Source organism: Brucella pituitosa (assembly GCF_965577835.1).
Lineage (GTDB): Bacteria > Pseudomonadota > Alphaproteobacteria > Rhizobiales > Rhizobiaceae > Brucella > Brucella pituitosa.
Genome location: NZ_OZ264092.1, coordinates 1,919,982 through 1,932,174, shown reverse-complemented (window position 1 = coordinate 1,932,174; position 12,193 = coordinate 1,919,982). Strand labels below are relative to the sequence as shown.

Genomic DNA, 12,193 nt, shown 5'->3' with positions numbered 1-12,193 from the left:
GTTAAATTTTTGTAAGGTTTCCCGTTACTTGGCAGCCTTGCCAGCGGCAAGGCCTATGAAAGCTGTGACCAGCAACGCAAAAGCGGCGATCAGACTTGGCAGGGTAAACGAGCCGGAATATTGCGCCATGAAGCCGGCAACCAACGGCCCTGCAATCTGGCCAATACTGAAACAGACTGTCATGCGCCCAAGTGCGCGCTTTGGCGAATGGGGTGCGAGAACACGCGCAGCCTGAAGGCCAAAGGCAGTCAAAGCCATGAACGTCAAACCCAACAATGCACCGCCAATCAGTGGGCCAAAAGGTGCGGGCAGAACCACACTTGCGGCAACGCCAATCGCTTCCAATACGGCAGTCAGAGCAAAGGCAGAAAACAATCCGAATTTTCTGATAGCAGGCGACCATAGCCAGATTGAGGGTGCAGCGCACAATCCGGTTATGACCCAGACCGCCGCTTCCATCAGCGGCCCGCCCTCATTGGAACGCACGATGGCAATGATGAATGTCGCCGTAATCACATAACCAAAACCAAAAATGCCATAAGCCAGCGCAATTGCATTGAACGCGAAACTGTTTGGCAAAGCCGGTTCACGCTTGCCATTCGTGCCACCGACCGGGCCTTCCTTCACGAGATAGGCCACGAGAGCGGCCAAGATTACGCTCAGAACAGCCGCGCCCATCCAGTCTGCTTTCCAGCCAAGGCCGGACAGCCGAATGGCAGCCACCATTACTGCGGAAATTGCAATACCCGCACCCACGCCACCGAAATGCAGTGCACCGAGCCCTGCCCGCTCCGCTGCCGTGATATGGCTCAACACGATTGCGGTTGCGAGAATCATGGTGACGGCACTGATGAAACCTGCTGCAAACCGGATGATTGAGAACAGCCACACGCCATCGACCAGTGCCATGAGCGCACAAAGCACGGCACTGATGATCAGCCCCACAAGCACGCTGGCGCGTTCAATACCGGCAGACCAGCCATAGCCGCCAACAACCGCCCCAAGCAGATAACCGACATAATTGGCTGATGCGATGAAACCGGCATCGGCAGCATTAAAGCCCACATCCGCCATCATGCCCGGCAGGATTGGCGTATAGATGAAGCGACCAATACCCATTACCGCGATCATGGCGAGGAAGCCGCCAAAGGCATAACGGAGTGCAATCTGGTGCGGGTATGTCTGGGAGAGTGTCTTGTTCATGGCGGGGAAAATACGCTTCGCGCGAAGCCATACAATTGAATTTTTCTGATGGGATCAATCATCCGAATTCAGTTCAACTTTCCGGCATCGAATGCGGAAGTCATACCGATGACACGTCCGTGTTTGGTTTGGGCGGGCGCACCGGTACACTGTCAGGCTGGGCCGAATGCAGGAAATGCAGCAGTGTTTCATTCACCGATTGCAGACGGAAAGCCGTATCGCGCCAACTGAAATCAATGTCCTGCGGCACAGCTGTCAGGCGTTCCGGCACCTCGCCTTCATCCAGATTGCAATTGTGGATCACCGATTGCAACGCCTGTGCAATCCATTCTGGTGGCGAAGCTTCTTTCTTGCGCAGCGCATTGCCGAGAGCTTCGCCGAACAACAGTGCCGATGCATAAAGACGAATGCCACGACGATCATAGCGGCCTGCCATTTCGCTGACCTCACGTGCGACAAGGCGCCCGCGGAGCGACCAGCGCGCATTGGATCGCGCCAATGCAATCCCATCACCCAGCGCATTGACTGCGCGTTGGGCCTGCGTGAACTGGTTTATGGCGCTTTGCGCATGAACAACGTCTTGCTTTTCAAGGGCAATCGCTGACTGTTTCAATCCTTTCAGAATATTATCGACCAATCCCCGCACGGCTCTGTCAATGAGTCTCACCGGATCGGGCGTCACCAATATCTGACTGAACAGAAGCCCGACGCCAGCACCGACCAGCACATCAATGAGACGCGTCATACCAGCGACCTGCGGCCCCATAGCCAGAACCAGAATGGCGGAAACGCCCGATTGGATGGCGATTGCGGGTGCCAAGCCGAATGTCGTTGCAAGCACCATGGCTATGCAGGTGACAACACTCATATGCAGAACCGGAATTGTTTCCGGCAGAAGCAGCGACAACTCCCCTACCACAACACCTGTTGTAACGCCGGTAATGACACCAATCGCCTGTTTGCCATGATTGGGAAGATTGGGTGCCAAGCAGATAACGGCTGTCACCATTGCAAAGACAGGCCGTGGCTGGCCAAGCATCCACTGGCAAACCAGCCACGCGACCGCACCGGCAACAGAGGCAATCAACGCATCCCGCCAACTGACCGACCATTGCTGGAAAATTTTGTCTATCCGCTTATGCATGGTTTGGCCTGCCTGCTATCGTCATGTGAAGACATATTATCTAAGGCAAACCTTGAGATGCTCAAGCTTTGAAGAACGCTTCGTATTGATCTGGCTTGAAGCCGATGGTTAGTTTTCCGTCCTTATCGAGTACCGGGCGTTTGACCATGGAAGGCTGCGCCAGCATCAGCTCCCGCGCCTTCGCAGCATCGACATTCTGACGTTCTTCTTCTGGCAGTTTGCGGAAAGTGGTGCCCGCACGATTGATCAGCTTTTCCCACTCAACATCTTTCAGAAACCGGTCAAGTGTCGCGGCATCGAGGCCTTCCTTCTTGTAGTCGTGGAAGGCGTATTCGATGCCACGATCTTCAAGCCAGGTGCGCGCCTTCTTCATGGTGTCACAGTTTTTGATACCGTAGATGGTCACGCTCATTTCCGACTCCTTTGATCTTGTGTCGCGATCAAAAGCTATCAACCGAAACGTTGCAACCCCTTATCGTGCATCATGAAATATAATGCCCAGCGTATGACGCTTACCTGAGCGCAGACGACTGACGCCGTGCCGCATCTTGACGCGATAATCGCCCCGCGTGCCACGCATCGGTCGATCATTGACTGCAAAAACAACCGCATCTCCTTGTTGCAGGGACACGACCTCGGCTCTGCTTTGCATACGCGGACGCTGTTCCGTCAGTACAAACTCACCGCCGGTGAAATCCTCGCCCGGCCGTGACAGCAGGACTGCCACCTGAAGCGGAAAAGCGAGATCGCCGTAAAGATCCTGATGCAGGCAATTATAGTCACCTTCGACATATTGCAGGATCAGTGGAGTCGGGCGTGTCTGCCCTGCTGCATGGCAGATTGCGAGATATTCATCGTGGCTTGCCGGATATTCCACTCCACTTCCCAGACGTTCGCTCCAGCGATTGGCCAGGGGGCTTAGCCGCGCATATAGCGCCTTGCGGGATGCGCTGATGATCTCAGGCAGCGGATTGGCAAAATACTTGTACTCACCGAGTCCAAAACCATGCCTTGCCATTGAGATAGTCGAGCGAAACGCATCAGAAGCATCATAGAGGCCGACGAGTTCGTTACATTGCTCTTCGGAAAAGAGTTGCCCTAGCGTCGCCGTTCCGAACTGGTCCAGTTCATCGGTGACTTTTTGCCAGTCGTAAGAGGCCAGCTTCTCCTTCATGACTGGCGCTCTCTTTCGAGCAAATCACGCTTGCGTTCAACACCCCAGCGATAACCGGACAGGCCGCCATCATTGCGCACCACGCGATGGCAAGGAACCGCAACTGCAATCTTGTTGGCACCGCAGGCTTGTGCCACCGCACGCGTTGATTTGGGCAGACCGATCGTTTGGGCAAGCTCGCTATAACTTACTGTTTTGCCAAGCGGAATCTCGCGCAAGGCCCGCCACACGCGCTGCTGAAAAGCTGTGCCTCTTAAATCAAGCGGCAGATCGAATCCTATGCCGGGATTTTCGACAAAGCCGATGACCTGCGCGATGTGATTCTCGAAATCGCGATCTGCGCCCACAAGCTGCGCTTTCGGAAAGCGCTTTTCCAGATCAACAATCAGCTCCTGCGGATCCTCGCCCATCAGAATGGCACAGACCCCCTTCCCGCTTTCGGCTACCAAAACAGCACCGAGGGCGGATTGTCCGATGGCAAAGCGGATGGTTTCGTTTTCACCGCCGGACTTGTAAGCCTTCGGCTTCATGCCGAGGATTTTGTCCGAAGCCTCATAGAAACGGCTGGAAGAATTATAGCCTGCCTCGTAGATCGCGTCCGTTACGCGACTGTCATTGGCTTTGAGGGCTGCGCGCATTTTTCCTGCACGATGTGCATCGGCATAGGCCTTCGGCGTCAGACCAGTAAAGCTTTTAAAGATGCGATGGAAATGTGCTGGGCTGGCACCAGCAACGCGTGCAATCTCCTCAAGTGCCGGAACTTCATCAGCATTTTCGATGAAGCGGCAGGCGGCGGAAACCATATCCGCGTAACGCGCAGTATTTTGTGTCTCCAGCGTTGCATCGAAATGCGGCTTGCACCGCATGCAAGGGCGAAAGCCAGCGTGCTCCGCATCGTCGCAAGTGATAAAAAACTGAACATTTTCGCGTTTACCACGGCGCGATGGGCACGACGGACGGCAATAAACGCCCGTCGTGCGTACAGCGTAAACGAATTCGCCATCTGATGCCTTGTCGCGCGCCAGCACTTTTAGCCAACGGCTTTCATCAGTGTCATTGTTGCTTGTCAGCGTGCGTGTCATCAGGTTCATGTCCGTTATCCTTCTTACTATGAAGGAAAGCTAACGCTTAACAAGACCGACAACACTCCGCTGCTTGCTTTCAAATTTTTGAAACGCTTTTTATACCAAGGCGGCTCAAGATGCTAAGGCATCACGCCTTGATAAAGTTCAAGCGCCACTCGGGCTTAACCAAAGTCCAATGAGTTTCACTCAATGAACTTTGGTATTAGGCCTTACGCGCTTCCTTGATAGCGTCGATCAGGCTCTGCTCATTCATCACGCCACCATAAAGTCTGGTGCCTATGACAAACGATGGCGTGCCGCCAAAATTAAAGGCTTCACCCTGTTCCATGTTGCGCTCAAGAATACCGTTGATCCGAGCAGCGTCGACTTTGTAAGCAGCTTCAAGCTTTTTCGGATCAAGACCAGCTTTCTTAAGTGCTGCATCCGTCTGGTCCTTGGTCAGACGACCCGGTGTTAGCATCATGGCTTCCATCGCCTTGACATAATCACCGGACTTTTCGGCTGCCAGCACCAGTCGCGCCGGATAGGCAGAGTTGTCACCAAAGATAATCCAGTCTTTCAGCACCAGCCGCACCTTGCCGTCATTTTCGACAACCCGCATCAGTTCAGCGTGGCCCTTTTTGCAGTAGGGACACTGATAGTCGAAATATTCAACGATAGTGACATCGCCATTGGGATTACCGAGAACCGGGATTTCCTTGTCATAAAGAACATCGGCGACGGTCGGCACACGCTGAGCGAAGCTCTCGCCGCCAGAAATGGCTATTGTTGCGGCACCGGCTGCGGTTGCTGCCAGCATCTGACGACGATTGATCATTAGCTTTCTCCTTGCCCAGACTGGGACCTAGATTGAGACTTGTCCAGAACGACGACACGGCTTCCGCTGGAAACACGCTTGTGAAGGTCGAGAATGTCCTGGTTGAAAAGACGGATGCAGCCTGAAGATGCGGCTTTACCCACGGACCATGGCTCATTCGTACCGTGGATGCGATAGAGCGTATCTTTGCCGTCGCGATAGAGATAAAGGGCTCGCGCGCCGAGTGGATTGCGGATGCCGCCTTCCAGACCCTTGGCATATTTCGCATAGTGATCAGGATTGCGCTTGATCATATTCTGCGTCGGTGTCCAACGCGGCCACTGCGCTTTATAGGCAACTTTTGCTTCGCCGCTAAAAGTCAGGCCAGCGCGACCAACGCCCACGGAGTAGCGCATGGCCTTGCCGCCGGGCTGCACGAGATAAAGATAGCGTGCATAGGGATCGACGATGATGGTTCCAACCGGATGGCTGGTCTGGTAGTTCACTTGCTTGCGCAGATTACGCTCGGCGATTTTGCTCAGATCAAGTGCCGCAATCTGATTACCGCCATCATTGACCGCACCATACATGACCTCATATTCGCTCTTTGCCGTCTGCACTTCAGGCTCTGGCAAAGGCTCAACAACAGGTGCCGCCGCCACGGGCTGAGGAGCGACAGCAACCGTCTCTGGCATCGTCACTGCGATCGGCCTATCTGACGATGTCGTCGTGCAAGCCGCAACTGCAAACGGCAGAAGGCTGATCAATATCAGTCGCGCTAAGGACGCAGTTGAGCGCCCCTTTTGATTGTGAGTGGTCAATGCCCCATACCCCAAATGTCCCCGAGCCATGTTCAATTTAGAGCGCATTTCGATCTGATTGAATCAGATCGGCGCTCTAACCTTTCGTTTTGACGCGCGTCTTGTTCCGAAAACCGGTTTCCACTTTTCGGGACGCGCTCTCATAAGCCTTGTTTCTGACCGGCCTTTAGAAGTCCGACAGAACGTTCAATGGTTGCCGACGATACATCGCCGACCAATCTTGTTCCTTCAGGCTCTTTGCTGGCATTGTTGAAGAAAACCATGGTTGGCGGACCTGCCACTTTGAGCTTTGCCATGAGATCGGCATTGCCCGCATTGAGGTCCGAGACATCCGCCTTGATAAGCTGATATCCGCCAAGCGCTTTCTTCACGCCTGCATCCGGCAGGACGCGCCGCTCCACAGTGGAGCAGCTTACGCACCAATCTGCCGTAAAATAGACCAGCGTCGGCTTGTCGCCGCGCGCCGCATCCAGCTTTTCCTGAAGGGCAGAAACCGTTTCGACCGGCGCGAATCGCAGCTCGGCCAAGTTATGGTTAACGTCACGATTAACCAATGCCGCCAGCGGTTGCAATGGATCGCGACCACCAGAAGCCACCCCGAGCATCAAAATGACGCCATAGACGAAGGCCGTCGTGCCAATGGTGCGGGCGACGACACTGCGCCCCGGTATCTTGAGAAAGGCAAAGCTTGCAACGCCAAACAGCAGCAAGGCCCAAAGCACCATATCCACGCCCGAAGGCAATAAAGGTGCCGCCATAAAAATAGCGGTTGCGAGAAAACCAAAGCCAAAGACCTGCTTGAACATTTCCATCCACGCCCCGGCACGTGGCAAGGTGCCTGCGCCAAGCGTAGCGAATGCGATCAAAGGCAAGCCTTTACCAATACCAAGCGCGAACAAGGCGCTGGCTCCAAGGGCAACATTGGCGGTTTGTGCGATATAAAGCAGCGCACCTGCCAAGGGCGCCGTAACACAAGGGCCGACGATCAGCACCGACGAAAAGCCGAGAACTGCGGCGGAGAGCTTTGAACCGGTGCGCTGCCCGGTTTTAGCTGAAACTGCGCTCACCCAAGAGGATGGCAGCTGTATTTGGAACAGGCCAAACATCGACAGGGCAAGCAAGGTGAATATTCCGGCAAGTGCCAGCGCCATCCATTTGGACTGCAGTACCATTTGCAGGTTTTGGCCGGACCAGCCCGCAATCGCGCCGATGACTGCAAAACCAAGTGCGAGGCTGACGACATAGGTACTGGACAGAACGAAGCCACGTCGTGCAGTAAGTTTTTCGCCTTCTCGCGCCAGAGTTCCCGCAACAATCGGATAGATTGGGAACACGCAAGGCGTAAAAGCCAGCAGCCCGCCGAAAGCAAGAAACGCAGCAATCACCAGCGCTGAACCGCCCTGATCGAGAAGACTTTCGACCATGCCTTTTTCAGGAGCGAGTGCGAAAGCTTTGCCTTGGTCATTCGGAGTTGAGGCGGCCGTAAATGGAGAGCCTTGCGAAAAAGCCTTACCCATCTGGCTGCTGACTGCGAGCGTCACCGGATCAATGGTACGGGTTTCAGGGCGATAGCAGATTCCATCTTCCTGACACCCTTGATAGGTCAGCTGAATGGGCTCGCTACCCACCGGAACACTGGCACTTGCTCGCGTGTAATAGACTTCGAGCCGTCCGAAATTCGGATCATCCTTGGCGATGCCCGGTTGCGTATCGACGGTAAGTGCTACGCCTTTTGCATCTTTTGCTTCGATATGATCGCGATAGAGATAGTAGCCGTCGGAAATCTGCCAGTTCAGCAGGAGCCGGTTGTCGCCATCCTTCGCTACACTTAAACCAAAAGCATCATCGACCGGCAGCGGGCTTGCAGCCAGCACAGGTGAAAAAGCAAACATAAGAAAAGCGGCGAGTATCGCGAAAAAGCGCATTCGGGTTATTCCGGGTAATTTGATTCGTGCAAAATAGTTTAGGTTGTAAAAAGCAAATGCTGCCGTCACCTTAAGGCAGCCTTAAGCTGGCAAAGCGAGAAGCCGCTTACAGATGAAACAAGGCGGAAACAGGAAGACACATGCGCATTCTGGTGGTTGAAGACGATGCAATCCTGCTCGACGGGCTTTCCGTGGGTCTGGGATTAGCCGGATTCACCGTGGATGCTGTTGCAAACTGTGGCGATGCGGAAGCAGCGCTTGCCGCCCAGAATTACAACGCGGTTGTGCTCGACCTGATGCTGCCGGATGGCTCAGGTCTCGACATCCTGAAATCCATGCGTCAGGCACGGGATGAAACACCGGTCCTCTTGCTGACCGCACGCGATCAGGTGCCCGAACGCATTGCAGGGCTTGATGCAGGTGCAGATGATTACGTCGGCAAACCCTTCGATCTGCACGAGCTTGCTGCACGCGTTCGAGCCATTGCACGGCGCGGCTCAGGTCGCGCCAGTGCTACACTTGAATGGCAAGGCGTAGAACTTGATCCGGCTGAAATGTCGGTACAATTCAAGGGCGAGCCGCTTCGTCTGACACGACGTGAATTTTCGATATTGCGTACTTTGATGGAACGCCCGACAGCGACGGTTTCCAAGTCATCGCTCGAAGAAGCGCTTTATGGCTGGCAGGAAGAAGTCGAAAGCAACGCAGTCGAAGTGCATATTCATCACCTGCGCTCCAAGCTTGGTTCAGGCTTTATCGAGACTGTGCGCGGTGTCGGTTACAGGCTCGCGGGAGCTCAGGCATGAACTCCATTCGCAGTCGCCTCACCGGTATATTGATCGGCATCACCTGTCTCGTCTGGTTATTTGCCGTGATCTGGATTCATGTGAGCACCCAATCGCGACTTGAAAAAGTGCTGGATGCGCGCCTCATGGAAGCCGCCCGCATGGTCAATTCGCTTTTGATCGAGCGGCGCGTTGAGGTTAATCCCGATGGCGACGGCGGACAGCTTTCACTCAAGCCGATGGATGATTTTCCCCACTATGACCGCCAGCTTTTCTGCCAGATCTGGGCAATCGACGGAAGGCTTGTTGGGCGGTCTGAAAGCGCTCCGGGCGAACGCCTGACCGATGTGGCCAATGGCTTTTCAGATACAGTTGTCGCTGGCGACCGCTGGCGAGTATTTGCGGTTGAAAATACAAAGCTCGGACTGCGTGTCATGGTGGGCGATAGCCTTTCAGTGCGTGAGCGGCTTGTGCAAAACGTGGTGACAGGCGTCGTACTACCGGCACTGCTTCTGCTGCCGATCCTTGCCAGTATGATCTGGCTGTGTGTGCGGCGTGGACTCAACCCATTGAGCAATCTTGCAGCAATCTTGTCCAAACGGGATGCGAGAGACTTACGGCCACTCCGAGAAGAGAAGCTTCCGTCAGAAATTGCCCCGGCTGTTTCGGCGCTGAACGGGCTTTTCCATCGTGTGGAAGAAGCGCGGGAACGCGAACGTAATTTCGCAATCTTTGCCGCACACGAATTGAAAACCCCGCTTGCGGGCCTCAAAACGCAGGCTCAGATTGCCGAGAGTGCAAAAGACGATACCATGCGTATCAATGCCGTTCGTCAGATTGCAGCTGGCGTGGATCGCACCAGCCGTCTGGTCAACCAGTTGCTTGATCTGGCAGCGCTCGAAACAGGCGACGAAATGGAGCCGCCAGCGCCCGAACCCGCTTGCCAGCTTCTGGTTTCTATCTCAACGGATATGCGAATGCTCGCGGCGCATCGTGGCGTCAAAATAGAGTTACCAGGTAATCTGCCGCTGGTCACAATGCGATACCCGCACCTCTTTACGCTCGCTATGCGCAATCTGATCGAGAACGCCGTCAACCATTCGCCGGAAGGCGGTTCGGTACGATGCAGCCTTTATCAGGATGGCGAACATCTCGTCTTCACTGTTGAGGATGACGGGCCTGGCATACCGCCGGAGGAAATGACCCATGTGACCGAACGTTTCTATCGCGGTGCGAATAGAAGCGAGAACGGCAGCGGTCTTGGCCTTCCCATTGTCCAAATGGCAGCAACACGTATGGGCGGTGAGGTGCAGTTGCATAACCGTGCTGAAGGTGGCCTGCGTGCCCTCCTCATTATTCCGACACAAGCTGCGGCATAATACCAAGGCGCTGAGATGCCGACGCATCACACTTGGCAACTGACTTCCCCCGAAACTCCCAATTCATCGCAGGCGCTCCGATCTTTTTGTTTTGGCGCGCATCTTGTCCGAAAACCGTTTCACACTTTTCGGGATGCGCTCTAACGCTCGTTGATTTAGATCAATGACACCCTTTCGCAGAGAGCCGATAGAGAACTATCGCTATAGCTGTCTTCACTTCGACAGCTTCTGACTTGCGCTGCGAGGGGATTAGATGAACTACGCCGCTGGAACAGTCCTTTCTGGTCTGGGAGCACTTTTTGCCGTGCTTCTGGCCGGATTTTCTCATGATGAGTTGTTCAGAACCCATATGTGGATTCTGTTCGCTACACTTGCCATCTTCGCCATTTTGCTGATGCGGAACGCCGATTATGGCCTGACGCCAAAGAAGGTTGACCAGTCCACCTATATGGACGGGCCGATCCGCTATGGCGTGATCGCAACAGTATTCTGGGGCGTTGTTGGCTTTCTGGTCGGTGTACTTATCGCGGCCCAGCTCGCTTTTCCAGATCTCAATCTGGAACCTTATCTGAACTTTGGCCGCTTGCGTCCGCTGCACACCTCAGCAGTTGTTTTTGCATTTGGCGGTAACATCCTGATCGCCTCATCCTTCTATGTCGTGCAGCGCACCTGTCGCGCCCGCCTCATTGGCGGCGATCTGGCCTGGTTCGTGTTCTGGGGCTACCAGCTCTTCATCGTGATGGCTGCAACCGGCTATCTGCTCGGCATCACGCAGAGCCGCGAATATGCTGAACCGGAATGGTATGTCGATATCTGGCTTACCATCGTCTGGGTCGCCTATCTCGTTGTCTTCCTCGGCACCGTGTTGAAGCGCAAAGAACCACATATCTATGTGGCAAACTGGTTCTACCTGTCGTTCATCATCACCATCGCCATGTTGCACATCATCAACAATCTGGCGATCCCGGTATCGTTCCTCGGCGTGAAGAGCTATTCGGCCTTCGCAGGCGTGCAGGATGCCGTGACACAGTGGTGGTATGGTCATAACGCAGTTGCGTTCTTCCTGACCGTGCCATTTCTCGCGATGATGTACTATTTCGTACCCAAGCAGGCGAACCGTCCGGTCTATTCCTATCGCCTGTCGATCGTTCACTTCTGGTCGATCATCTTCCTCTATATCTGGGCTGGCCCTCATCACCTCCATTACACGGCTGTTCCCGATTGGGCGCAGACGCTCGGCATGGTGTTCTCGATCATGCTCTGGATGCCTTCATGGGGTGGCATGATCAACGGTCTGATGACGCTTTCCGGCGCATGGGACAAGGTTCGTACCGATCCGATCATCCGTCTGATGGTTGCAGCGATTGCCTTCTACGGCATGGCAACCTTTGAGGGTCCGATGCTTTCGATCAAGGCAGTCAACTCGCTGTCCCACTACACGGACTGGACCATCGGTCACGTTCATGCGGGTGCGCTCGGCTGGAATGGCATGATCACATTTGCTGCCGTTTACTACCTCACACCAAAACTATGGGACCGTGAACGCCTCTATTCGATCCGCATGGTCAACTGGCACTTCTGGCTCGCAACACTCGGCATCGTGCTCTATGCCGCCGCCATGTGGGTTGCCGGCATTCAGCAGGGCCTGATGTGGCGCGAATACGACGATCAGGGTTTCCTCGTCTATTCCTTCGCCGAAACCGTGCTCGCAATGTTCCCTTACTACGTGATCCGTACGGCAGGCGGTCTGCTTTACCTCGCCGGTGGACTGGTGATGGCATGGAACGTCTACCAGACCATTCGCGGCAATCTGCGCAAAGAAGCCCCAATGGGCGGTGCCCGGCCTGTAGCCGGCACCACGATGCAGCCAGCCGAATAAGG

The 12,193-nt window shown here is 54.7% G+C and carries 11 protein-coding genes; 3 read left to right on the top strand and 8 right to left on the bottom strand.

Going from position 1 to position 12,193, the window contains the following annotated elements:
* Positions 1-24: 24 nt before the first annotated feature.
* The 8 genes from ACSME1_RS09220 to dsbD form a co-directional block, all read right to left on the bottom strand.
* Complete coding sequence (locus tag ACSME1_RS09220) at positions 25-1,203, bottom strand: YbfB/YjiJ family MFS transporter (RefSeq protein ID WP_105705339.1); 1,179 nt, start codon at positions 1,201-1,203, stop codon at positions 25-27.
* Positions 1,204-1,303: 100 nt separating this feature from the next.
* The gene (locus ACSME1_RS09215; protein WP_024896102.1) at positions 1,304-2,347 is read right to left on the bottom strand and encodes an FUSC family protein; all 1,044 of its coding nucleotides are present in this window, start codon (positions 2,345-2,347) and stop codon (positions 1,304-1,306) included.
* A gap of 61 nt (positions 2,348-2,408) precedes the next feature.
* Positions 2,409-2,759 (bottom strand): ArsC family reductase, encoded by a 351-nt coding sequence (locus ACSME1_RS09210; RefSeq protein WP_105705341.1) that lies wholly within the window; start codon positions 2,757-2,759, stop codon positions 2,409-2,411.
* A 60-nt stretch (positions 2,760-2,819) separates the two neighbouring features.
* Positions 2,820-3,521, bottom strand: coding sequence for a 2OG-Fe(II) oxygenase (locus tag ACSME1_RS09205; RefSeq protein WP_105705342.1), 702 nt, complete (start codon positions 3,519-3,521; stop codon positions 2,820-2,822).
* The gene (ada, locus tag ACSME1_RS09200; RefSeq protein WP_105705344.1) at positions 3,518-4,612 is read right to left on the bottom strand and encodes a bifunctional DNA-binding transcriptional regulator/O6-methylguanine-DNA methyltransferase Ada; all 1,095 of its coding nucleotides are present in this window, start codon (positions 4,610-4,612) and stop codon (positions 3,518-3,520) included. The genes ACSME1_RS09205 and ada overlap by 4 nt, the downstream gene beginning before the upstream one ends.
* Before the next feature lie 196 nt (positions 4,613-4,808).
* Complete coding sequence (locus ACSME1_RS09195; protein ID WP_024896098.1) at positions 4,809-5,423, bottom strand: DsbA family protein; 615 nt, start codon at positions 5,421-5,423, stop codon at positions 4,809-4,811.
* On the bottom strand, positions 5,423-6,175 hold the full coding sequence (locus ACSME1_RS09190; RefSeq protein ID WP_036566706.1) for a L,D-transpeptidase: 753 nt from the start codon (positions 6,173-6,175) through the stop codon (positions 5,423-5,425). Before ACSME1_RS09190 ends, ACSME1_RS09195 begins: the two co-directional genes overlap by 1 nt.
* A 188-nt stretch (positions 6,176-6,363) precedes the next feature.
* On the bottom strand, positions 6,364-8,148 hold the full coding sequence (gene dsbD, locus ACSME1_RS09185; protein ID WP_024896096.1) for a protein-disulfide reductase DsbD: 1,785 nt from the start codon (positions 8,146-8,148) through the stop codon (positions 6,364-6,366).
* A gap of 140 nt (positions 8,149-8,288) precedes the next feature.
* On the opposite strand from dsbD, the gene ACSME1_RS09180 reads away from it, so the two are divergent.
* From ACSME1_RS09180 to ccoN, 3 genes are all read left to right on the top strand, one after another.
* Entirely contained in the window at positions 8,289-8,954 is a 666-nt protein-coding gene (locus ACSME1_RS09180; protein WP_024896095.1) for a response regulator, read from the top strand.
* The gene (locus ACSME1_RS09175) at positions 8,951-10,312 is read left to right on the top strand and encodes an ATP-binding protein (protein WP_105705345.1); all 1,362 of its coding nucleotides are present in this window, start codon (positions 8,951-8,953) and stop codon (positions 10,310-10,312) included. The genes ACSME1_RS09180 and ACSME1_RS09175 overlap by 4 nt, the downstream gene beginning before the upstream one ends.
* Before the next feature lie 253 nt (positions 10,313-10,565).
* Positions 10,566-12,191: a cytochrome-c oxidase, cbb3-type subunit I gene (gene ccoN / locus ACSME1_RS09170; protein ID WP_105705347.1), complete on the top strand. Its 1,626-nt coding sequence runs from the start codon at positions 10,566-10,568 to the stop codon at positions 12,189-12,191.
* Positions 12,192-12,193 lie beyond the last annotated feature (2 nt).

Bases quoted from the DNA above. Each gene is read 5' to 3' on its own strand.
- dsbD (WP_024896096.1), bottom strand. From the start codon at position 8,148: ATGCGCTTTTTCGCGATACTCGCCGCTTTTCTTATGTTTGCTTTTTCA.
- ACSME1_RS09205 (WP_105705342.1), bottom strand. From the start codon at position 3,521: ATGAAGGAGAAGCTGGCCTCTTACGACTGGCAAAAAGTCACCGATGAA.
- ACSME1_RS09175 (WP_105705345.1), top strand. From the start codon at position 8,951: ATGAACTCCATTCGCAGTCGCCTCACCGGTATATTGATCGGCATCACC.
- ACSME1_RS09210 (WP_105705341.1), bottom strand. From the start codon at position 2,759: ATGAGCGTGACCATCTACGGTATCAAAAACTGTGACACCATGAAGAAG.
- ccoN (WP_105705347.1), top strand. From the start codon at position 10,566: ATGAACTACGCCGCTGGAACAGTCCTTTCTGGTCTGGGAGCACTTTTT.
- ACSME1_RS09215 (WP_024896102.1), bottom strand. From the start codon at position 2,347: ATGCATAAGCGGATAGACAAAATTTTCCAGCAATGGTCGGTCAGTTGG.
- ACSME1_RS09220 (WP_105705339.1), bottom strand. From the start codon at position 1,203: ATGAACAAGACACTCTCCCAGACATACCCGCACCAGATTGCACTCCGT.
- ada (WP_105705344.1), bottom strand. From the start codon at position 4,612: ATGAACCTGATGACACGCACGCTGACAAGCAACAATGACACTGATGAA.
- ACSME1_RS09195 (WP_024896098.1), bottom strand. From the start codon at position 5,423: ATGATCAATCGTCGTCAGATGCTGGCAGCAACCGCAGCCGGTGCCGCA.
- ACSME1_RS09180 (WP_024896095.1), top strand. From the start codon at position 8,289: ATGCGCATTCTGGTGGTTGAAGACGATGCAATCCTGCTCGACGGGCTT.